Annotated in this window: 19 protein-coding genes; 17 read left to right on the top strand and 2 right to left on the bottom strand. The window is 63.3% G+C overall.

The genetic code is table 11. The features are described 5' to 3' along the window. Window positions 1-188: 188 nt before the first annotated feature. The 7 genes from mutY to D1159_RS11995 all read left to right on the top strand — a co-directional run bounded on the left by mutY (window position 189) and on the right by D1159_RS11995 (window position 8313). Window positions 189-1280 (top strand): A/G-specific adenine glycosylase, encoded by a 1092-nt coding sequence (mutY, locus tag D1159_RS11965; RefSeq protein ID WP_161845896.1) that lies wholly within the window; start codon window positions 189-191, stop codon window positions 1278-1280. Beyond that, window positions 1271-2635 carry an aldehyde dehydrogenase gene (locus D1159_RS11970; protein ID WP_161845897.1) on the top strand — a complete coding sequence of 455 codons (1365 nt, stop codon included), beginning with the start codon at window positions 1271-1273 and terminating at the stop codon, window positions 2633-2635. Before mutY ends, D1159_RS11970 begins: the two co-directional genes overlap by 10 nt. A gap of 116 nt (window positions 2636-2751) precedes the next feature. Continuing rightward, the gene (locus D1159_RS11975; RefSeq protein WP_161845898.1) at window positions 2752-3345 is read left to right on the top strand and encodes a thymidine kinase; all 594 of its coding nucleotides are present in this window, start codon (window positions 2752-2754) and stop codon (window positions 3343-3345) included. 18 nt (window positions 3346-3363) lie between these two features. Next, window positions 3364-4239 carry a 4Fe-4S cluster-binding domain-containing protein gene (locus D1159_RS11980; RefSeq protein ID WP_161845899.1) on the top strand — a complete coding sequence of 292 codons (876 nt, stop codon included), beginning with the start codon at window positions 3364-3366 and terminating at the stop codon, window positions 4237-4239. A 100-nt stretch (window positions 4240-4339) separates the two neighbouring features. Next, window positions 4340-5725, top strand: coding sequence for an MATE family efflux transporter (locus D1159_RS11985; protein WP_161845900.1), 1386 nt, complete (start codon window positions 4340-4342; stop codon window positions 5723-5725). 31 nt (window positions 5726-5756) lie between these two features. Beyond that, on the top strand, window positions 5757-7835 hold the full coding sequence (gene recG / locus D1159_RS11990) for an ATP-dependent DNA helicase RecG (protein ID WP_347563684.1): 2079 nt from the start codon (window positions 5757-5759) through the stop codon (window positions 7833-7835). A 19-nt stretch (window positions 7836-7854) separates the two neighbouring features. Further along, window positions 7855-8313, top strand: coding sequence for a GNAT family N-acetyltransferase (locus D1159_RS11995; RefSeq protein ID WP_161845901.1), 459 nt, complete (start codon window positions 7855-7857; stop codon window positions 8311-8313). 58 nt (window positions 8314-8371) lie between these two features. Here the strand turns inward: D1159_RS11995 and D1159_RS12000 are convergent, their stop codons facing one another. Further along, window positions 8372-9733 carry a hypothetical protein gene (locus D1159_RS12000; protein WP_161845902.1) on the bottom strand — a complete coding sequence of 454 codons (1362 nt, stop codon included), beginning with the start codon at window positions 9731-9733 and terminating at the stop codon, window positions 8372-8374. Between the two features lie 294 nt (window positions 9734-10027). Between D1159_RS12000 and D1159_RS12005 the strand changes: the two genes are divergently transcribed. The 10 genes from D1159_RS12005 to D1159_RS12050 all read left to right on the top strand — a co-directional run bounded on the left by D1159_RS12005 (window position 10028) and on the right by D1159_RS12050 (window position 20088). Continuing rightward, complete coding sequence (locus D1159_RS12005) at window positions 10028-10339, top strand: TIGR04076 family protein (RefSeq protein WP_161845903.1); 312 nt, start codon at window positions 10028-10030, stop codon at window positions 10337-10339. A gap of 107 nt (window positions 10340-10446) precedes the next feature. Beyond that, complete coding sequence (locus tag D1159_RS12010; RefSeq protein ID WP_161845904.1) at window positions 10447-11499, top strand: BMP family protein; 1053 nt, start codon at window positions 10447-10449, stop codon at window positions 11497-11499. An 85-nt stretch (window positions 11500-11584) separates the two neighbouring features. Beyond that, on the top strand, window positions 11585-13117 hold the full coding sequence (locus tag D1159_RS12015) for an ABC transporter ATP-binding protein (RefSeq protein WP_161845905.1): 1533 nt from the start codon (window positions 11585-11587) through the stop codon (window positions 13115-13117). Window positions 13118-13146: 29 nt separating this feature from the next. Then, complete coding sequence (locus tag D1159_RS12020; RefSeq protein ID WP_161845906.1) at window positions 13147-14229, top strand: ABC transporter permease; 1083 nt, start codon at window positions 13147-13149, stop codon at window positions 14227-14229. Between the two features lie 6 nt (window positions 14230-14235). Beyond that, on the top strand, window positions 14236-15153 hold the full coding sequence (locus D1159_RS12025; protein WP_161845907.1) for an ABC transporter permease: 918 nt from the start codon (window positions 14236-14238) through the stop codon (window positions 15151-15153). A 1-nt stretch (window position 15154) separates the two neighbouring features. Then, a complete protein-coding gene (locus D1159_RS12030) occupies window positions 15155-16072 on the top strand; it encodes a dihydrofolate reductase family protein (RefSeq protein WP_161845908.1) in 918 nt (305 codons plus the stop codon). A gap of 45 nt (window positions 16073-16117) precedes the next feature. Further along, window positions 16118-16753: a flavodoxin family protein gene (locus D1159_RS12035; protein WP_161845909.1), complete on the top strand. Its 636-nt coding sequence runs from the start codon at window positions 16118-16120 to the stop codon at window positions 16751-16753. Then, complete coding sequence (locus D1159_RS12040; RefSeq protein ID WP_161845910.1) at window positions 16750-18099, top strand: amidohydrolase; 1350 nt, start codon at window positions 16750-16752, stop codon at window positions 18097-18099. Before D1159_RS12035 ends, D1159_RS12040 begins: the two co-directional genes overlap by 4 nt. Window positions 18100-18138: 39 nt before the next feature. Next, on the top strand, window positions 18139-19470 hold the full coding sequence (locus D1159_RS12045) for a UbiD family decarboxylase (protein WP_161845911.1): 1332 nt from the start codon (window positions 18139-18141) through the stop codon (window positions 19468-19470). A gap of 9 nt (window positions 19471-19479) precedes the next feature. Continuing rightward, the gene (locus D1159_RS12050; protein ID WP_161845912.1) at window positions 19480-20088 is read left to right on the top strand and encodes a flavin prenyltransferase UbiX; all 609 of its coding nucleotides are present in this window, start codon (window positions 19480-19482) and stop codon (window positions 20086-20088) included. Between the two features lie 145 nt (window positions 20089-20233). Here the strand turns inward: D1159_RS12050 and D1159_RS12055 are convergent, their stop codons facing one another. Beyond that, window positions 20234-22618 (bottom strand): S-layer homology domain-containing protein, encoded by a 2385-nt coding sequence (locus tag D1159_RS12055; RefSeq protein ID WP_161845913.1) that lies wholly within the window; start codon window positions 22616-22618, stop codon window positions 20234-20236. Window positions 22619-22656: the final 38 nt, after the last annotated feature.

Below are 22656 nucleotides of genomic sequence, written 5' to 3' on the forward strand. Positions count from 1 at the left end.
CACAGACAACAAGCCCTTTCGGCTGCTTGAACAATTTTACCGCCTTATTTTTGTCTAACTTTTTGGGCGCACTTCACTTGGGTCCCGCGGCTTTTTTGTGGGGGACGACTTGCGCTTGTGCCCTTGAAGGGGCAGGTCCGGTATGATACAATAGGGTCCAACGCAAAATCTGAGGTTGGAGGTCCGCCGTGAAGGAACTTGAACAGCTGCCCATCCCACTGCTCCAGTGGTTTCAGGACAACGCCCGGACGCTGCCCTGGCGGTCCGACCCCACGCCGTACCATGTGTGGGTGTCGGAGATCATGCTCCAGCAGACCCGGGTGGCGGCGGTGCTGGAGTACTACCGCCGGTTTATGGAGGCCCTGCCGGAGGTGGCGGATCTGGCCTTGGTGGAAGAGGACCGGCTGATGAAGCTGTGGCAGGGGCTGGGGTACTATAACCGGGCGCGCAACCTCCAAAAGGCCGCCCGGCAGGTGATGGAAGAATTTCACGGGGCCTTTCCAAACACCTATGAGGAGATTCTCTCTCTCGCCGGGGTGGGGGAGTACACCGCCGGGGCCATCGCCTCCATTGCTTTTGGCGTTCCGGTGCCGGCGGTGGACGGCAACGTCCTGCGGGTGGTGGCCCGGCTCACCGGGGACGAGGGGGACGTCACCCGGCCGGAGACCCGCCGCCGGATGCGGCAGGCCCTGCTGGACACCATGCCCCGCAATCTCCCCGGGGACTACAATCAGGCCCTGATGGAGCTGGGGGCCATTGTGTGCCTGCCCAACGGGGCGCCCCTGTGCGGGCAGTGCCCTGCGGCCCCCCTCTGCGCCGCCCGGCGGGAGGACCGGATCGCCCAGCTGCCGGTGAAGGCGGCGAAAAAGGCCCGCCGGATCGAGAAGCGCACAGTCTACCTTCTCTTTTATGGGGGGAAGGTGGCCCTGCGGCGGCGGCCGGGGCGGGGGCTTCTGGCGGGACTGTGGGAGTTCCCCAGCCAGCCCCAGGGGGAGAAGGATGTTCTGGACCGCTGGGGGATTGTCCCCCTCCCGGAGCAGGTGTGGGCCGGGTCCTCCTGCGCCTTTGCCGCCCAATCCCGGGTGGGGCGGCACGTCTTTACCCACATTGAGTGGCATATGGATCTGAAGACGGTCTTTGCCGCGGCCGGCGTCCTCCCCGCCGGGTGGGTGTGGGCGGACGCCGCCGCCCTGGAGCGGGAATACGCCGTCCCCAACGCCTTCCGCTTCGCGGCGGACCTGGCCTTGAGCGGTATGGAGGAGAGTGCGCAATGGAATTAAAGGAACTGGTTGCCGCCCAGCGGAATTATTTTAACGAGGGTCTGACCCGGAGCATCGCCCTGCGGCGGGAGATGCTCCGCCGGCTGAAAAAGGGACTGGACCGCCACGAGGAGGCCCTTCTCGCCGCCCTGGAGCAGGATCTGGGCAAAAGCCGGTTTGAGGCCTACGAGACCGAGCTGGCGGTGGTCCGGGGGGAGCTGTCCCTGGCCTGGAAGCACGCCGAGCGCTGGGGTCAGCCCCGCCGGGCCCGCACCCCCCTGTTTTTGAGCCCCGCCAGCAGCAAAATATACTGGGAGCCCTACGGCACGGTTCTTATCCTGGCACCCTGGAACTACCCGGTGCAGCTGACGCTGGTCCCACTGATTTCCGCCATTGCCGCGGGGTGTACCGCAATCGTGAAGCCCTCCGCCTACACGCCCAGAACCTCCGCGGCGGTGGCCGCTCTCATTTCCGACGTCTTCGACCCCGCCCTGGCGGCGGTGGTGGAGGGTGGCAGGGCAGAGAATACCGCCCTGCTGGAGGAGAAGTTTGACTTCATTTTCTTTACCGGCAGCGCCGGGGTGGGCCGGGTTGTGATGGCCGCCGCGGCAAAGCACCTCACCCCCGTGGCCCTGGAGCTGGGGGGCAAGTCCCCGGTGATTGTGGCCCCGGACGCCGATCTGGACCTGGCCGCCCGGCGGATTGTGTGGGGAAAATTCCTCAACGCCGGCCAGACCTGCGTGGCCCCGGATCACCTCTGGGTGCGGGAGGACGCCCGGGACTTTTTTGTGGAGAAGCTGAAAAAGCAGATTGTAAAGTGCTACGGTGAGAACCCTCTGGCCAGCCCGGATTTGGGCAGAATTGTAAACGAAAAGCACTTTGACCGCCTCCAGGCCCTGACACGGCACGGTACAGTGGCTTTTGGAGGCGGCGGGGACCGTGCCGCCCTGAAAATAGAGCCCACTGTGCTGGTGGATGTGTCGGAGGACGACCCGGTGATGGGAGAGGAGATTTTTGGCCCCATTCTCCCGGTGCTCACCTATACGGACATTGACGATCTCATCGCCCATCTCCAGACCAAGCCCCGGCCCCTGGCGCTGTACACCTTCACCCGCAACAAGTGGATGGCCAAGAAGATCAGCGACGCCCTTCCCTTCGGCGGCGGCTGTGTCAACGACACGGTACTTCACCTGGCCAACGGCAATCTGCCCTTCGGCGGCGTGGGGGAGAGCGGTATGGGGGTGTGTCACGGAGAGGCGGGGTTCCGCACCTTCTCCCACCAGAAGTCCATCCTGCGCAAATTCGGTCCCGAGGTCCCGCTGCGCTACCCGCCCCATAAGGGAAAGGGGCTGGGCCTGCTGAAAAAGCTGATGTGATACTCTTTCTTGAACGAAAAAGTATCAAAAAGAACTTCAATTTCCAGCCGAAACCCGTTGCAGTTCTTAGATTTTTGTCTGACAATGGGGAAAGAGTTTAATATGAGGAAGAGAGAATGGCAAAGCTGTATTTCCGATATGGAGTCATGGGCTCCAGCAAGACCGCCAACGCGCTGATGGTGCGCTATAACTACCAGGAGCGGGGGCAGGAGGCCCTTCTGGTCAAACCCTCCATTGACCAGCGGGACGGGGCCCGGTTTGTGGCCTCCCGGGCGGGCCTGTCCCACCCGTGCATCTATTTTTCCGACCTGGAGAAAATGCCACCGGAGGAGCTGTGCTGCTACGCCTGCATTATCGTGGACGAGGCACAGTTCCTCACTAGGGAGGAGGTGCGCTATCTGACCCTTCTGGTGGATGAGCGTAATATTCCCGTCATCTGCTACGGCCTGCGCGCCGATTTCAAAGGGGACCTCTTCCCTGGCTCCCAGGAGCTGCTGGCCTGGGCGGACATCATCGAAGAGGTGAAGACCATCTGCTGGTGCGGTAAAAAGGCCACCTGCAACGCCCGGTTCGACAAAAACGGCGTGGTGCTCAAGGAGGGGGAGCAGGTGGTGCTGGGGGCCAACGACCAGTACATCGGCCTGTGCCGCCGGCACTGGAAAGAGGGAAATCTGGGCCCCGGACACCAGAAATGTGAAACAGTGCAGTAATAAAGGGAGCCGGTTATTATGATCTGTAATCTCTGCCCCCGGCGGTGCGGCGCTCTGCGCACCCCGGACCGGGGGGAGGGCCGGTGCGCCATGCCCAGCCTCCCGGTGGCGGCGCGCTCGGCCCTCCACCACTGGGAGGAGCCACCTATCTCCGGCGCCCGGGGGGCGGGGACTGTTTTTTTCTCCGGCTGCCCTCTGGGATGTGTCTTCTGCCAAAATGAAGCAATCAGCCACAAAAATTTTGGAAAGCCTGTGCCTGTAGACCGCCTGCGGGCCATTTTCCAGGAGCTCATTGACCAGGGGGCCCACAATATTGATCTGGTCAATCCCACCCACTTCGCCCATGTGATGGCAGAGCTCCTGGACGCGCCGCTTTCTGTCCCCGTGGTGTGGAATTCTGGGGGATATGAGCGGGTGGAGACCCTGAAAACCCTGGAGGGAAAAGTGGACATCTACCTGCCGGACCTGAAATACCTGGATCCCGCGGCGGCGGAGAGGTACTCCGGGGCGGCGGACTATCCGGAGACAGCCAAGGCCGCCCTTTTGGAGATGTACCGCCAGACTGGCCCCTGCGTCTATGATGGGGACGGCCTGCTCCGCCGGGGGGTAATCATCCGCCACCTGATTCTCCCCGGTCGGCTGAAGGAGGCCAAGGCCGTTATGGACTGGGTGGCGGAGCAGTTCCCAAGGGGGGCGGTGCCCTTCTCTCTGATGAGCCAGTATACCCCCTGGGGCCGGGCGGCGGAGTACCCGGAGATCAACCGTACAATTCGGGGCTCAGAGAGGCGCAGCGCCCAGGTTTATATGGAGAACCTGGGGCTGGCCGGCTTCGTCCAGGAGGACGGTGCCGCCCAGTCCGCCTTCATCCCCGCCTTTGACCTGACCGGGGTATAGGTTTTCCGCCTGTCTCCCGGCGTCTGTTTGAAAACCAGCAGAACGCCGTCTCATATGGGGATAATTCTGATTTTGATCATTTGAGCTTGGGGGGAATAGAATGACCACAAATCTCCTGGGGGGAGGGACGCGCCTGAAGACCATGTGGCGGCTGTCCTGGCCTGCCATTATGGAACAGATTCTCTCCACCATGGTCAGCTATGTGGACACCGCCATGGTGGGGGTGCTGGGGGCGGGGGCCACTGCCGCGGTGTCGGTGAACGCCGCCTCCCTCTGGCTCATCAGCGGGATTCTGGCCGGGGTGGGTGTGGGGTACTCGGTGCAGGTGTCCAACGCCATCGGCGCCGGGGACGACAGCCTGGCACGGGACGTGATCCGCCAGGGGATTCTGGGCACCTTGGTGTGCGGGGCGGTTTCTTTGGTAATATTCCAGATTTTGGCAGGGTATATTCCCTTGTGGCTGGGGGCGAAGCCGGACGTACTGCCCCATGCCGCGGCCTATCTGCGGTACTATACCCTGGCCATGCCCTGGATAGCGGCCAGCGCCATTTTCTCCGCCATTCTGCGGTGTATGGGCAATACAAAGGCTCCGCTGATCTTCAATACCCTGGCCAATCTGTGCAATCTTGCGCTGAATTGCCTCTTTATCTATGAGACACGGACCGTCCGGCTCTTGGGCCGGGCGGTCACCGTCCCCGGGGCCGGCCTGGGTGTGGAGGGGGCGGCCATCGCCTCCGCCCTGTCCTGGACGGTGGCGGGGAGCGCCCTGCTTTTCATCGGCCTGCGTCAGGGGGACCGGTTCCGGGTCCGTTTTGCCGAGGGCCTGCGTCCCAACCGGGCGATCATCCGTATGGCGGTGTACCTGGGCCTGCCCTCGGCGCTGGAGCGGGCCACCATCAACCTGGGGCAGATCGCCCTCACCGCCCTGGTGGCCTCCATCGGCACGGTGGCCCTGGCGGCCCACCAGATTGCCAATACTGCAGAGGGGCTGTGCTACCTGCCGGCCTACGGCATCTCCTACGCCGGCATTGCCCTGGTCGGCCAGTCCGTAGGGGCCAGGTCCAAGGAGGACGCCAAGGCCTTCGGCTCTCTGGCCGCCCTGGCGGCGCTGATTTTATGCACCGTGCTGGCGGTGCTGCTCTTTCTGTTCGCCCCCATGCTGTCCGCCCTGTTCAATACGGACCCCGCCGTGGTGAGGGAGGCGGCGCTGATGCTGCGCATTGTCTGCTTTGCGGAGCCCCCATTTGCCCTGTCCATCGTCCTGTCCGGCACCCTGCGAGGGGCGCACGACGTCCGCTTCCCCATGGCCACCGGTCTGGTGTGTATGTGGGGGGTGCGGATTACCCTGGCCCTGGTGCTGGTGGGAAAGGCCGGCCTGGGTCTGGCGGGGGTGTGGATCGCCATGAGCGCCGATCTTATCCTCCGGGGGGTGCTGTGTACCCTCCGGTGGCACGGGGAGAAATGGGTGAAAAAATGCGGCCTGTAAAGGGGCGCGGCAAAAAAGGGGGGGTGGGACAGTGAAACTGGAGTCCATTACCGGGCAGACCCAGCTGGAAGCGTTCCCCGGCATCGGGGCGGCCCGGGCCAAGGGGCTGGAAAAGCTGGGCCTGACCACGGCGGAGGATCTGCTGCGCTACTACCCCAGAAGCTACGAGGACCGCCGCGTCCGCTCGTCTATCCGCTCCGCCCCGGAGGGACAGCCGGTGTGCATCCCGGCCATGGTGGCTCAGACCCCCCAGATGTCCCAGATCCGCAAGGGCCTGTCTGTGACCAAGGTGCGGGCGGTGGACAGCAGCGGCGCCATGGACGTGACCTTTTTTAACCAGACCTATGTGAAACAGGCCCTGATTCCCGGGGAAAGCTATGTGTTCTACGGCTGCGTCACCGGACAGGGGCCGCGGCGGCAGATGAGCAACCCGGTCTTTGAGCCGGAGGGAAGGGCCCGGTTCACCGGCCGGATTATGCCGGTCTACCCCCTCACCGCCGGCATCTCCAACAACCGCCTGGCGGGGATTGCCCAGGTGTGCGTGGACGCCTGCGCCGGAGAGGTGGAGGAGATCCTCCCGCCGGCGGTGCGGCGGGACCACCAGCTGGCGGCGGCGGAGTTCTCCTGCCGGAACATCCACTTCCCCGCGTCGGAGCAGGCCTTGGATCAGGCCCGCCGCCGGCTGATTTTTGAGGAGCTGTTCTGTCTGTCCGCCGGACTGTCCCTGCTCCGGGGCCGGCGGCAGACCGCCCCCGGGCCGGTGTTCAAGGGGGGGGATCTAACCCCCTTTTTCGCCCTGCTGCCCTTTACACTGACCAAGGCCCAGCGCCGGGCCATTGACGAGGCAGCGGCGGACTGTGTCTCCGGCCGGCCCATGAACCGGCTGGTCCAGGGGGACGTGGGCTCTGGAAAGACCATGGTGGCGGCGGCCTGCTGCTTTCTGGCGTGGCAGTGCGGGTGGCAATCGGCACTGATGGCCCCCACGGAAATTTTGGCGGAGCAGCACTTTCGCACCCTGTCCGCCGTGCTGGCCCCCGCCGGACTGCGGGTGGGCCTGCTTACCGGCGGGCTGGGTGCGAAGGAGAAGCGGAATGTAAAAGCGGCCCTGGCGGCGGGGGAGATCCACCTGCTGATAGGTACCCATGCCATTCTCTCCCAGGGGGTGGAGTTTGCCAAGCTGGGCCTGGTGGTGACGGACGAGCAGCACCGCTTCGGCGTAGACCAGCGGGCGGCCCTGACCGCCAAGGGGGAGCATCCCTGCCCGCCCCATGTGCTGGTGATGTCGGCCACCCCCATTCCCCGCACTTTGGCGCTGATCATCTATGGGGATCTGGATGTGAGCGTCATCGACGAACTCCCGCCGGGGCGCACGCCCATCCAGACCTTTTTGGTGGGAGAGGACAAGCGGGCGCGGATGTACAACTTTGTCCGCGCTCAGGTGAAAGCCGGCCGGCAGGTGTATATGGTCTGCCCGGCGGTGGAAGAGGCGGAGGAGGAGAGCAGCGCCAGCCTGAAAGCGGTGACTGTCTACGCCGGACAGCTGCAATCAGAGGTCTTCCCTGACCTGCGGGTGGGCTTTGTCCATGGCAGACAGCGCCCCCGGGAAAAGGAGGCTGCCATGGCGGCCTTCGCGGCGGGAGAGATGGACGTGCTGGTGTCCACCACAGTGATTGAGGTGGGGGTGGACGTGCCCAACGCCTCGCTGATGATTGTGGAGAACGCGGACCGGTTCGGGCTGTCCCAGCTCCACCAGCTCCGGGGCCGGGTGGGCCGGGGGAGCTGTCAGTCCTACTGTGTGCTGGTGACCGGCAGCCGCAATCCGGAGAGCCGGGCCCGGCTGAAGGTGCTCACCCAGACGGCGGACGGCTTCCGAATCGCGGAGGAGGATTTAAAGCTTCGGGGGCCGGGGGACTTCTTCGGCCGGCGGCAGCATGGCCTGCCCCAGCTCCGCCTGGCGGACCTGGCGGGGGATACCCGGGTGCTCAAAGAGGCCCAGCAGGCGGCGCAGGCCCTCCTCCGCGCTGACCCGGCGCTGGACCAAGCGGAACACCAGCCGCTGCGCCGTCAGGTGCAAAGGCTCTTTACCGAGCACGCGGATATTTTTAATTGACGGGGAGACAGAGGAAACGATGTTTGAAATTCGTGAGATGACAGGGGCGGACCGGGAGCTGGTCCTGCCCATGGTGAATACCTTTTACCACAGCCCCGCGGTGGAGCATCCGGTGGACCCGGCGGTGCTGGAGCGGACCTTTCAGGCGGCGGCGGACCCGGGGGAGCCCCTGCTCCGGGGGCTGGTGCTGCTGGAGGACGGACAGGCGGTGGGCTATGCCTATGTGACCCAGTGCTACTCCGGCGAGGTGGGGGGCCGGTGCGTCTTCTTTGAGGAGATGTACCTGTCTCCCCAGTGCCGGGGCAAGGGGTACGGTACACAGGTCTTCCGCTGGCTGAAGAACGCGTACCCCAACCACGCCCGCCTGCGTCTGGAGGTCACGGACGCCAACGAAAAGGCCATCCGGCTCTACAAGCGCCTGGGCTTCCGCTTTCTGGAATACCGCCAAATGGTATTGGAAGGGGACTTGCAGGCATAAAAATACCCTGGGAACGGTGTGATTGCCGCTCCCGGGGTATTTTTTTGAGTGCGGATTTTTACATGCTCCGGTCGGCCTGGAGGCGCTGCTGGACTGGGCCGTACACCCGCTCCGGCCGCCCGCGGGTGGTCATGCGGCGGGTGGAGACCACTTTTACCATACCCACTTTTTCCAGGGCGCTGAGAAAATGGTTGGCGCTGCGGTGGGTGACGGAGAGCTTTACCGCCAGCTCCCGGGCGGTAATCTGGCCGTCTGGCATACGCTTGATGGCGGTGAGCACCTTCATTACCGTCAGGGAAGACAGGCCGCACTGTGTAAAATCCCCCGCCAGCTCTTTGGGGGTGGTGGGGACCACCAGCATGGCGTCCTGGCCCAGGGGGCCGATCAGCTCCTGCTTCTCGTTGATGAGGTAGCTGCCGCCTAAAATTTCGCTCTCCCGGGCGGCGTGGACAGCGTTGAGCTTGGCGTCGTATAAAGTGGCGCCGATGCCGTAGCCGATGTGGATATGGATCCCCAGGCGCTGGAAGAGATAGTCCTGAATCATGCAGTTTTTATAGTTATTGGTACACCAGGCCACCGCCCGGCGGTCGGTGAGCACCCGAACCCCGAAGTGGGAGCGGCGGAATTCCACCCCCAGGGCTGAGTCGGAGAAAAACTGCGTCAAGGCGTTTTGCAGCAGCAGGCACTGGGCGTCCACCCAGTCGGGGTTGAGGGGGGCCTCCTGCTGGGCCAGGGCGGGGGAGAAGTTGAAGTGGATCTCCGCAGGCTGGTTCTCCTGAAGGGCGCGGATTTCAATCTCCCGAAAAAGCCCCGCGCAGGCGTCCGCAATGGTGGACAGGCTGGGGTGAGGGTAGTACACGCACATTCCCTCCCGCCGCAGCAGGGGGATAAGCCCGCTGTAGCGGGTGATGACGGCGTCAAATTTCTGGGTCCGCCAGATGGACAGCAGCTTTTGATAGTGCAGATCCTCTGTGTACTGAAAGGTCTCCGGACTGCCCCCGTCTCCCGCCCGGCCCATGGAGTCGGACAGCGTCATCCCCGAATCCGTGGTGAGAAAGTCCTCCACGCTCATGTGGATCTGGTCCAGAAAGTCGCAGTAGATGCGGGAAAAATCCGCCACGCCCTTTTCCAGGTGGAGGTGCCACAGCAGGCGGTAGAGGGCCGCGTCATCGTAATTCACCGGCACCACCGGACGCCGGCCCTTCCCCTCCAGAGACACCAGCGCCGTGGTGAAGCGCCGGCCGATGGTGAGAATGCCGTCTATGCTGGCAGGAACCTGATGGTAGGTCTTCTCCATTCCCTGGAGGGGGTCGTAATTGTAGAAGCTGGCCTCGCAGTCAAGCGCCAGCCGGTGGAACGCCTCCTCAAAATAGGGGCGGATATACTCTGTAATGATAACCGCGATTTTATATTGTTTCAAAGGGCACACATCCTCCCAAAATGTCCGTGTTTCCTCTATTGTAGCACAAATACCCCGGAATGCAACCGGTTTTCCTAATTAAAGTCTTATTAGCTCTTTTATTTTTCTTTAATTTAAGAACAAGGGGTTTTTAACTGGAATTAAGAGGGAAGATTTATCCTAAATACACAAAAATAGATGTGCTATTTAATTAAATATTGACATTGATGTGCCATGGATTATAATTATAGCATAATCTTCTTTATTAATTCTTTTAATTGGCGCTGCAGCCGGAAGAAAGGGGCGGATCATCTCATGGATCAGACAAAAGTGCGGTATAACAACCCGAAAAGGGCCCGGATTGTGGTGGAGAAGTGCCCGGTGGATCACACCGGCCGGCCCTGCCACTGCCACACCGAGGGCCAGGTTTTTGAATTTGACTTTGAGCGCTGCCCCAGCAATTTCTGCGCCGCGGCGTTCCACAATCTGTGGCCCCAGCTCCGAGTGCTTGAGCTGGGGGGGCGGCATCCCTGGGATGGGGAACCCAACGTGACCCGGGTGGCTTGTCCGGACCCGGATAAGCCCACCATTTTCCGCATTGAGGTATGGGAAGCGCCTGAGAAATAGGGCCTGGACCGTGAGATCGCAGAGAGGGGGGATGGGCCGGAATTGGCCAAACTGTTTGGAAAAGACCAAAAAGGGCAGATATGATTGATTGACAGGAGGATATGACAATGAAGATCAGAAAACAGCTTGCACAGATTCTCTCCGGCGCGCTCTTGGTGACCATGCTGGCCGCCTGCGGCGGCGGTGGCGGCGGAAGCAATCCCTCCGCGGCCCCCAATCCCTCCGACGGCGGCGGCGAGGGCGGCTACAAGGTGGCCATGCTGCTCACCGGCTATATCAACGACGCCGGCTGGAACCAGTCCGCCTATGAGGGCCTTCAGATGGCCCAGGAGGAGTTCGGCGTCACCGGGGCCTATACCGAGGCCATTCCCCAGCCCGACTTTGAGGCGGTCATGCGGGACTATGCCGACCAGGGCTATGACATGGTCATCTGTGTGGGCAATGAGTTCTCTGACGCGGCCCTGGCCGTGGCCCCCTCCTTTCCCAATGTGAGCTTTGCGGTGATGAACGGCAACAACGCCGCCGAGCCCAACGTGGGCGCCTACCGGTTTAACACCCCCGAGGCCGGCTTTACGGCGGGCGCCATCGCCGCCATGTACTCTCAGGGCGGCACCGTGGGCGTCATCGGCGGATCCACCGCCCCCCACATCAAGGACGCGGCGGAGGCCTTCAAGGTGGGTGCTCAGTACATCAATCCTGACATCAACGTGCTGATTGGCTATACCGAGACCATGACCGACGTGGCCAAGGGCAAGGAAATGGGCGTGGCGTTTATTGAGCAGGGCGCCGACGTGCTCAGCGCCAACGCCAACTCCGCCTCCCTCGGCGTCATCGACGCCGCCAAGGAAAAGGGCATCCTCCACATCGGCTACATCAGCGACCAGTACGACGTGGCCCCGGAGACCGTGATGGTGTCCATGATTCAGAGCAACCCCTTTATGATCCGCGCCATTGTGGAGTCTGGGGTGAACGGCACCTTTGAGCCCAAGCTGAACCTGTTCGGCATGAAGGAGGGTGCCCTCTACCTTAGTGACTTCCACGGCAACGACTCCAAGCTGACCGACGAGCAGAAGGCGAAGATTGACGAGATCGTGGCCGCTATCAAGGACGGCTCCTTGAAAGAGGCCGGCATCCTGCCCAAGTCCTCCTTTGAGCAGTAATCTGATTGCAAATAACCAGGGCCGGGGGCGGCGGCCCCCGGCCCTATTAAAAACAGGTTTTTAAATGCGGAAGGGAGAAAACGCTATGGGAGAAAAGGTATTGGAGATGAGGAACGTCACCAAGCGCTTTGGCAGGCTCATCGCCAATGACAAGGTCAATTTTGACCTGGAAAAGGGCGAGGTCCACGCCCTTCTGGGGGAGAACGGCGCGGGAAAGACCACTTTGATGAACTGCCTGTACGGCATCTACAGCCCGGAGGAGGGGGAGATTCTGCTTCGGGGCCAGCCCCTGGCCCTCAACGGGCCCAAGGACGCCATCGCCCACAATATCGGCATGGTCCACCAGCACTTTATGCTGGTGCCGCCCCTGACGGTGCTGCAAAATATTGTGCTGGGGCAGGAGTGCAGGCTCTCCCCCATGAAGCTGGACCGGGCCCGGCGGGAGGTGGAGGAGCTGTGCCGGCTGTACGGCTTCCAGCTGGATCTGGACACCAAGGTGGCGGACCTGTCCGTGGGCGCCCAGCAGCGGGTGGAGCTGGTCAAGGCCCTCTACCGGGGGGCGGATATCCTGATTCTGGACGAGCCCACCGCGGTGCTCACCCCCACAGAGGTGGAGGGGCTCTTTGAAATCCTGCGGCAGTTTGTCTCCCAGGGGAAGTCCATCATTATTATTTCCCACAAGCTGTGGGAGGTGAAGCAGATCTCCAACCGGGTCACGGTTCTGCGCAGCGGCGCGGCGGTGTCCACCGTCTTCACCGCCGACGTGGAGGAGTCCGACCTGGCCGACATGATGGTGGGCAAAAAAGTATCCCTCCAGTACGAAAAGACGCCGGTGAAGTCTCAGGAGGCCATCTTTGAGATGCGCAATGTAAACGTAACCGGCAGCCAGCGGGCCTCGTCCCTGAAGGATCTGTCGCTGCATATCTGCAAGGGAGAGATATTGGGCATTGCCGGCGTGGACGGCAACGGCCAGCTGGAGCTGTCCGAGGCGGTGATGGGCCTGGCGGAGATCCAGTCGGGACAGGTCTTCTTCGACGGGGAGGAGATCACCCGCGTGCCCACCCGCCGGCGCATTGAGCGGGGCTTCGCCCACATCCCCGAGGAGCGGATGACCCAGGGGCTGGTGATGAACTTCAGCGCCAGTGAGAATATGATTCTCAACTGCTACGACCGGCCGCCCTTTACCAAAAACCATATCTTTGACAACCGCGCCGTCAGGGAGAACGGCAAAAAGCTGGTGGAGGAATACGATGTCCGCCCCCGCAGTCCGGAGGCGGCGGCCCGGTCCTTTTCCGGCGGCAACCAGCAGAAGGTGATCATCGCCAGAGAGTTTTCCCAAGATCCCAAGCTGGTGGTGGCGGTCCAGCCCACCCGGGGCCTGGACATCGGCGCCAGCGAGTTCGTCCACCACAAGCTGCTGGAGCGCAAGGAGCAGGGGGCCGGCGTGCTCCTCATCTCCGCCGACCTGGACGAGGTTCTGGCGGTGTCCGACCGGGTGTTGGTCATCAATGAGGGAGAAATTATGGGGGAATTTATCCCCGGCACCATCAGCTACGGCGATATTGGTCTGATGATGGGCGGAACCAGACAAGGGAAAAAGGAAGGTGATCCTGCGTGAGTTTTTCGTTTGGAAGGCATGAGGTGCGTGTGGAGCGCAGAAAACCGTCGGAAAGCCCCTTGTTCCAGCAGCTTCTGGGCCTGGGCCTGGCATTGCTGCTGGTGATTGTGGTGACTTCGGTGCTCATTGCCCTGTCAGGCAAGTCCCCCCTGGCCGCGTTCCAGGCCATGATCAAGGGGGCCTTTGGCACCAAGAACAGCACCGCGGAGACCATGATTAAAACCGTACCCCTGCTGCTGGCGGCCCTGGGCCTGACCATCTGCTACCGTACCGGCCTGACCTCACTGGGCTCAGAGGGGCAGATTGTCATCGGCGGCCTGATGGCCACCATCGTGGGCATTTATATGGGGGGCCTGCCCAAGCCCATTCTGGTGCCCCTGGCCATGATTGCCGGCATGATCGGCGGCGGGCTGTGGGCCTCCATCGCCGGCTTCCTCAAGGCAAAGCTGGGGGTGAGCGAGATCATCAACACCATTATGCTCAACTACGTGGCCACCTATTTTGTATCCTACCTGATCTCCTCCGGCCCCCTTCAGGAGGAGAGCGGCTTCTATCCCCAGTCCGATTTGCTGTCTCAGAATGCCTGGCTGAGCAGCATCCTCCCCGGCACCCGGATGCACACAGGGGTGATTGTGGCGGCGGTGTCCGTGGTGGCGGTCTATCTGCTGCTGTGGAAGCTGCCCTTGGGCTATCAGATGCGGGCCGTGGGCAACAACCCCATCGCCGCGCGCACCAACGGCATCAAGGTGGCCCGGAACATGGTGCTGGCCATGGTGCTCTCCGGGGTATTCGCCGGCCTGGCCGGCGCCATTGAGCTCATGGGCATCCACCACCGGCTGATGAACGGCTTCAGCTCCAGCTATGGCTTTGACGCCATGGCCGTGGCCCTGCTGGGGGGGCTGCACCCTGCGGGCGTCACCGTGGCGGCCCTGTTCTTCGGCGCGCTGCGCACCGGGGCCAACACCATGCAGCGCACCCTCCAGGTGCCGGTGTCTCTGGTCAACGTCATCCAGGGCCTGGTCATTCTCTTCGTGTTGATGCAGGCGGTGCTGCGCAGCTTCACAATCAAGCTCTTTACCAGCAAAAAGGGCGCGGCGGCAAAGGAGGCTTAGTCAGTTATGGATATTTTAAGCGGATTTTTGGAGGCCATGGTGCGTATGGCCTGCCCCATCATGCTGGCCAGCCTGGGGGCCCTCTTTACCGCCCGCAGCGGAATTATCAATTTTGCCATGGAGGGCATTATGATTATGGGGGCTTTCTTTGGGGTATATGGCTCCCACATGACGGGGAACCCGTGGATTGGCGCTGTGTTTGGAATGCTGGCCGGTCTGGCGGCGTCCATGGTGCTGGGCGTGATGAGCATCTCGGTAAAAGTGGACCAGGTGGTGGCGGGCACCGGCATCAACGTGCTCTTTCTGGGCCTGACCAGCTACCTCTTCACCGTGATGTACCCCAACGGCCAGCCCTCCTCCGTCAATACCTTTCCCACCCTGCCAATCCCTGTGCTCAGCGGCATTCCCGTCGTTGGCATCCTGTTCCGGCAGAGCCTGCTGACCTATCTGGCCTTTTTGCTGGTGCCGGTGATCTGGTACCTGCTCAACCGGACTACCTTCGGCCTGTGCCTGCGGGCGGTGGGGGAGCAGCCCCACGCCGCGGACAGCCTGGGCATCCACGTGGACAAGATGCGCTATGTGGCCATCATCCTGGCCGGCCTGCTGGGCGGGCTGGGGGGCGCGGCCCTGTCTTTGGGCCAGGTGTCGGTCTTCATTGAGAACATGACCTCCGGCCGGGGGTATGTGGCCTGGTCCGCCGTGACGGTGGGCAAGTGGAACCCCTTCGGCATTATGGGCGCCTCTCTGCTCTTCGGCGGGGCGGAGGCGGTGCAGCTGCGCCTGCAGGCCATGGGCATCTCTCTGCCCCACCAGTTCTTCCAGATGCTGCCCTACGTGCTGACCATGGTGGTACTGGCCGGCGTGGTGGGCCGTACGGTGGGACCCAAGGCCATGGGCAAGCCCTTTATCAAAGGGGAGCGGTAAAATGGCCTTTTCTGTGGAAGAGATGGGTTTTCCCGTCCATTACCCCAATCCAGAGCTGCTCTCCGCCCTGACGGCGGACAGCCCCATGGAGACGCCGGAAAAGGTAAAGGCGGTGCTGGGGGAGCTGAAATTCCCGCCCGCCCCGGCGGATCGGCCCTATCTCTACGGGTGTATGGTGCTCTCTTTTGACGGGAAGATGGGCTTCCCCGACAACCCGGAGGGCACCCTCATCTCCAAGGAGAACCGGCGGGACCCCATAGGGGGGAAGACGGACTTTTGGATCATGAACGTGTGCCGGGCCTATGCCGACGGGGTAATTCTGGGCACCGGCACCCTGAAGGCCCGTCCCAGCCGGGCCTGGCGGGCGGATCTGGCGGATCCGGACCTCATCGCCGCCCGGCGGGGGCTGGGAAAACAGGACGCCGCCCCCCTGAACCTCATCGTGTCCATTGACGGGCGGGATGTGCCTTTGGAGCATCCTACATTGAAATTGCCGGAGCGGCCGGTGATTCTTACCTCCCAGGTGGGGGGCGCGTGGCTGCGGGAGCATTTGGACCAGCCGGTGCGCCTGATTGACAGCCCCTGTGATTTGAGAGAGGACCAAAGCGTGCTGCGGGTGCTCACCGCCGGGGAGGAAGTTGCGGATACCGCCGGGCTGCTGTCTCTGCTGCGCCGGAGCGGCCTGTCCCATGTGTCGGTGGAGGCCCCGGGGTATATCTGGCAGCTCATCCGGGAGGAACTGCTGGACGAGTACCTGCTCAACTACTCCGGCGTAATGGCCGGCGGCAATACCGCCCTGGGTACCTGGGCGGGACAGACCGCGGAGCGCCACCCACACGCCCTTCTGCTCAGCGTAGGGTGGCACAGGGGCTTCCTCTACACCCGGCAGAAGCTGATTTACGGAGATTCACAGGCTTGAACACCATAAACCGCCCGCGGGCGGAACGGAAAGGAAACCCAACTCATGATTAAAATTGTTGGATTGAGCGGCAGTCCCCGGAAGGGCGCGACGGAGTACGTATTGGAGCAGGCCCTGGCCGCCGCCCGGACGTTCTCTCCGGAGGTGGAGACCGAGCTGGTGACGGTCCGGGGCAAAAAGATTGCCCCCTGCAATGGCTGCGGCTATTGTAAGCGGGAGAAGACCTGGTGCTGCATTCCAGACGATATGCAGCCCCTCTTTGAAACGCTGATTGAGGCGGACGGCATTCTGGTGGCCTCCCCGGTGTATGTGATGTCCGCCACGCCCCAGATCCACGCGGTGTGCTCCCGGATGCGCCCGGCCATGCACTGCTACCCCGGAATGCTGCGCAACAAATTCATGGCCGCGATTGGCGTGGGCGGCACCCGCAACGGGGGTCAGGAGCAGACCGTCACCGACCTCATCAACCTCTTCGGCACCCGGGCCATCAACATTGTCACCAACGAATCCGGCGGCTACACCGGCGGCAAGGTCTGGTCCCAGGACCGGGGGGCGGAGGGCGCCGCCGAGGACGAGATCGGCATGAAGACCGCCACCGATCTGGCCAAAAAGCTGGCGGAGGTCTGCCTTATTTACAATAAGGGAAAAGAACTCTATAATAAGGAGCGGGAGAACGGATGAGCCGGGGATGGATTCACGTCCATGTCCTCACCATGGACGGGGAAGACCGGACCTACCCAGACGGGGGCATCCTCTACACAGAGGACGGGACCATCTCAGCCGTGGGGGAGAGCGGGGCCATCCGCGCCCAGGCGGAGGCGGAGGGGGCCCGGCTTCAGGACGGCGGCGGGAAAATCCTGCTGCCCGGCCTGGTCAATACCCACACCCACCTCTATCAGGAGCTGACCAAGGGCCGGGGGAGCGATCTGAGCCTGGAGGAGTGGTTCCCCAAAGCCATGGCCCCGGTGGGTGCGGCCCTGCGGCCCCGGCACATGGAGGCCGGGGTGGATCTGGGCATTCTGGAGGCCCTGCGCAGCGGCGTGACCACTGTGGCCGACTATATGCAGCACCAGCCGGTGCCCGGCCTGGGCATCGCGGAGCTGGAACGGGCGAAGGCCCTGGGCATACGCATGGTGTACGGCCGGGGCTACCGGGACATCGGCCGGCCCGAGGTGGTAGAGAACGCCGAGTCCATCTTTGCCGACGTGGACGATCTCCGCGCCCGGTACGAGACCGGGGACGGCATGATGACCCTCTGGCTGGCCCCCGCCGCCAGCTGGGGGCTCAGCGACAGCCTGATGCGCCAGACCCGGGCCTATGCCGGTAAAACCGGCACTCCCATTATGATGCACCTGTTTGAGACCGGCAGCGATAACACAGGGAGCCAGGAGCGCTTTGGAACAGACGCCATCGACTGGTTTGAGGAGGCGGGCCTGCTGGGGCCGGATCTGCTGGCTGTCCACTCCGTGGCCCTGGGGGAGAAGGAACTGGACGCCTACCGGCGGCATGGGGTAAGGGTGTCCTATAACCCGGTGTCCAACATGTACCTGGCCTCCGGGGTGGCGCCGGTGCGCAGGCTGCTGGATCTGGGCCTCACCGTGGGCCTGGGCACCGACGGTGCGGGGTCCAACAACAGCAACGACATGCTGGAGACCATGAAGGCCGGGGCCCTGCTGCAAAAGGCGTTTTCCCGGGACCCCCGGAGCCTCACCGCCCATGAGACCCTGCGCATGGCTACCATTGAGGGGGCGAAGGCCCTGGGGCTGGATAAACTGGTGGGCTCTCTGGAGGCGGGGAAGCGGGCGGATCTTGTCCTCTACGACCCCATGGCCAGCGTAAAGACCTGCCCGGTGTGCGGCAGCGCCGAGGCCGCCCTGGTCTATACCGGGGATTGCCGGGGGGTGGATACCGTGGTGGTCAACGGGCGCGTCCTGCTGTCCGGGGGAAAGTTCACCCAAGCGGACGAGGAGGCCATTCTGGCCCGGGCCCGGGAGATGGCCCGGGATCTGGCGGATTGTCTGGAATGATTGAATGAGACGACTGGAACGAGAAAAGGAGACGTGGACATGAGCGAAATCCGGGATTTGCAAACCTTCCTCCAGGCGCTGGAGGAGCACAACCTGCTGTTTACCGCAAAGAAAGAGGTGGACTGGAACCACGAGATCGGTTCGGTCATCGCCACCCTGGAGCCCAGCGGCCGGGCGGGATATTTTCCCCAGGTCAAGGGCAAGGAGTTCGGCGTGTGCGGCAACCTGCTGGGGTCCATGGACGCCATCGCCGTGGCCCTGGGCTGCGCCAAGGAGGAGATCACCGATTTTCTGGCGGATAAGCTGGAGCACCCCATCAAGCCCAAAGCGGTGGAGAACGCCCCCTGTCAGGAGGTAGTGCTCACCGGGGATCAGATTGATATGGGCCGTCTGCCGGTGCCGGTCCACGCCCCCAAGGACGGCGGTCCCATCATCACCGGCGGCGTCATCGTCTCCAAGGAGCTGGACGGCACCCGGCAGAACCTCTCCTTCCAGCGGATGCACGTCAAGGGCAAAGATAAGATCAGCATTATGATCAACGAGTGGCGCCATCTGAAGGAGTTCTACGACGCCGCCGAGGCCCAGGGCAAGGCCCTGCCCATCGCGGTGGCCATCGGGGCGGACCCGGTGGTCTACGTGGGCGCGGGCCTGCGGTACGACGGGGACGAGATGGAGGTGGCCGGCGCCGTCCGGGGCCGGCCTATGGAGGTGGTCAAGTGCGTCACCAACGACATCTATGTGCCCGCCGAGGCCCAGTTCATCATCGAGGGGGAGATCCTGCCCAACCAGCGGGAGCTGGAGGGCCCCCTGGGAGAGTTCACCGGCCACTACTCCGCCCCCTGGAACAGCCCCATTATCCACGTCACCGCCATTACCCACCGGAAGGGGGCCATTTACCAGACTATTAACGGCGCCTCCTTTGAGCATATCAACCTGGGCAATGTGCTGCCCCGGGAACCTTTGCTGAAAAAATTCACCACCTACGTAAGCAAGGGGGTCATCAACGTCCACATCCCTCCCTACGGCTCCGGCTTCCTGGCTCTGGTGCGGCTGCGCAAGAAGAACCCCGGAGAGCCCAAAAACGTGGCCCTGGCCGCAATGATGACCTATGTGAACATCAAAAACGTCATTGTGGTGGATGAGGACGTGGATATCTACGACCCCGCCGACGTGATGTGGGCCCTGTCCAACCGGGTCATCCCGGAGAATGACATTTTCTACGTGCCCAACGCCCAGGGGCACGAGCTGGATCCCTGCTCCGACGAGCGGGGCGTGCAGACCAAGATGGGCATCGACGCCACCCTCAGCGACGAGAGCCGCTGCCTGGAGCGGGTGCGCTATCCCCAGGTGAATCTGAAGGACTACCAGTAAGAGGGCCGTATGAAACAGTTTATTGTGGGCGTCACCGGGGCCAGCGGCACCCTGTACGCCGACCGGGTGCTCCGCCGGCTGCTGGACCTGGGGCACAGGGTCCACCTGTGCGTCACGGACGCGGGGGCCCTGGTGGCCCGGAGTGAGCTGGAGGGCTGGCCGGAGGGGGACGCCGCCGCCGTGGAGGCCGCCCTGCGGGTGCGCTACCGCTCCCAGGAGCTGTACTGGCACAACGTCCATGCCATCTGGGCCAGCATCGCCAGCGGTTCCTTTCGGACAGACGGTATGGTGGTAGTACCCTGCTCTATGGGCACTATGTCGGCCATCGCCCACGGGGCGTCCCACAATCTGCTGGAGCGGGCCGCGGATGTGGTGCTGAAGGAGCGGCGCAGGCTGATTCTCGCGGTGCGGGAAACCCCTCTTAATACGATTCACTTGCAAAATATGCTCACCCTCTCCCAGTGCGGAGCGGTGATTATGCCGGCGTGTCCCTCCTTTTATCAAAAGCCCGCCTCCCTGGAGGAGCTGGCCGACTTCTTTGCCGTACGCGTCCTGGACCAGCTGGGCCTGTACGACAGTGAGGCCCCCCGGTGGGAGGGCGAGCTGGAGACTTACTGAGCCGGAAGGCGGGAAACGAGACAAAGAAGACAAAAGGGCGCGCTGCAGAATAAAAACTGCAGCGCGCCCTTTAGGGCTTGCGGGCATAGTTCCATTTTTCAGCCGATCCCCCCATCCCGCCGGCGGGATGGGGGTGTTCCGGCGCTCAGGAGACGGTTACGATACGGATCTTGCCCCCTGACTCGGGGGATTTGTCATAGTAGACGGTCATGGTGTTGGAGTAGGAGCGGGCCTCCTCCAGGCCGGCCAGGCCGGCGGAGAACCAGTGGCCGGTGGTGCGGTTGTAGCACCAGACCGCCTCGGAGACGGGGAAGGTGATGCCGTTGACCACCATGGTCTTGGTGTCGGGGTCGTAGGCCTCCCGCTTCACGTTGGAGGCGGACTGGAGGGTGACGGAGCCGGCCAGCTTGTGGGAGCCGTCCATGGTCTCCAGAGAGGCGGCGATGCCGATGGCCTCCCGGTTGTGGAAGGTGGTGCCGCAGATCAGGGTGTCGCTGGAGCCGCCGTTCTCCACGGTGATGGTGGCGTTGCTGTACTCCATGCCGGTGGTCTCCTGGGCGGGGACGAAGCGGGCGAAGCCGTAGCTGTACTGGTCGCCGGTGACATCGTCGAAGATGAGCAGGTTGATCTTGCCGGCGTAGTCCTTGCCCACGTAGAGGATCTTGGAGGCGGGGACGGTTTCCCGGGTGATCTGGCTGTACTCGATCTCCTTGGGCTGGCCGGTGCCCACCCGCTCAAACAGGCGCACGTTCTCCGCCAGAGATACGCCGTTGACGGTGCGGCCGGCCACGCTCATGGGTCCGCTGGCCCCCCGTCCGCTCAGGCGGGAGAGATTGATGCGGCCCTCCATGCCGGAGGAGATGGTGACCAGCTGGCCCACCATGCGCTCGGCATTGGCGGCGCTGAGACCGGGGTTGCCCTCAAAGACAATGCGCTCGCCCTTAGCGTTGTAGATGTCCAGCAGAGGCTCTACCTTGGCGCTGTCCGAGGTGCAGGCGGTGACCACACCCACGGTGGTGGAGCGGGCCACGGTGGTGTCCAGCGCGCCGGCCACCCGTCCGTCCGCGGTGAGCAGCAAAGTGACCGTCTTGCCGGGGCGGAAGGCGGACAGATCGCTGACAGCGCCCGGAAGGACAGTAAACTCCTGGCCCAGCATGGTGATGGTGGCGGGGGCGGTGGGGTTGGGATAGGCGTTTTCATACATGCCGGTGAGGCGGGTGTCCGAGACGTAGAGGATCTTGGCCCCCCGGTCATAGGTGGCCACGTCGTACTGGCGCAGATCGGCCACAGTGGCGGGGACGCCGTTTTTGTAGATCTGATAGTCCGGGTCCCCCTTGGTCAGGGCGACAAAGGGGTTGGAGGTGCCGTTGGGCTTGGTGCGGGCCACCATCACGTCCTCGCTGGCCTCGGAGGCGGAGGAGAGATAGACGTAGTCCAGCTTGCCGGCGCCGCTGTAGCACAGCACCAGGGGGGTGCCGGAATAGAGGTAGGTCCACACCTTATCAAAGGTAGTGGCTTCGCCGTTTCTCCAGACCGTGGTGGTGTGGGGAATGGTGATCTGCTCTCCGCCGGAGACGGTAATATAGTTGCCGTCTACCTTGCCGGAGACGCTCACCCGGCGCAGGGTGTCGGTGCTGCTGGGGCGCAGGGTGAGGAAGTTGCCGTCCCGGTCCTGGACCATCTCCCCCCGGGTGCCCCGCAGCTGGGAGGAGAGGGAGGCGCGGTTGGTCTTGGGGGTGAGGACAGCGGTGCCGTTGGCCACGGTGACGGTGTTGGAGCCGGAACTGGCGTTGGTGCTGATGTCCAGCACCAGCGTGTCGCCGGTGAGCTTGCCCCCCAGCTTGGCCACCAGATAGCACTGGTCGCTGTCTTTCAGGTCGGTAAAGAGCAGGTTGCGGAAGAGGAGAGCGGCCTGCCCCCGGGTGAGGTGGGAGCCGCCGTCCAGGCTCAGCCCGTCGGCCAGGCCGTTCTGCCGGGCTACGGCCAGATAGCCGTCATACCAGGCCGATCCGGCGGAGATGTCGCTGGTGTTATAGCCCAGAATGCGCACGAGGATAGCCACCGCCTCCCCATAGGTGATGGGGCGGTCGGGCTGGAAGGTACCGTTGCCCACACCCATGATCAGGCGGTCCGCCGCCTGCTCGCCGTCAGAGGAGGAGCCCGTGCCCACCATATCGCCGGAGGTGGTGAGGGAGGAGGCCAGATTGATGTAGCCCCGGGCCCAGTGCTTGGGGCCTACATCCAGAAAGATGGTGCGGCCCCGCTGGGCGGGTTCCAGGGCGCCCTTGTCCATCACATCCACGGCCAGCTTGCAGAACTCGGCCCGGGTAAGGATGCCGCCGGGATTGAAGCCGCCGCCGGTGCCGCTGACCACGCCCAGCAGGCGGAGAATCTCAGCGGCCTCGGCAATTTCGGGGTCGCTGATGTCGTTGAAGCCGGCGCCGTCCGCCGCCGCGCCGGCGGGGAGGATCAACAGCCCCGCCAGAACGGCCGCCGCCAGCAGGGCGGAGACAATGCGTTTTAATTTCATAAGGTTTCTCTCTCCTTTTCTCTTGGAGTTGGGAAGAC

Origin of the sequence: Pseudoflavonifractor sp. 524-17, from assembly GCF_009935845.1 — a bacterium.
GTDB lineage: Bacteria > Bacillota > Clostridia > Oscillospirales > Oscillospiraceae > Pseudoflavonifractor_A.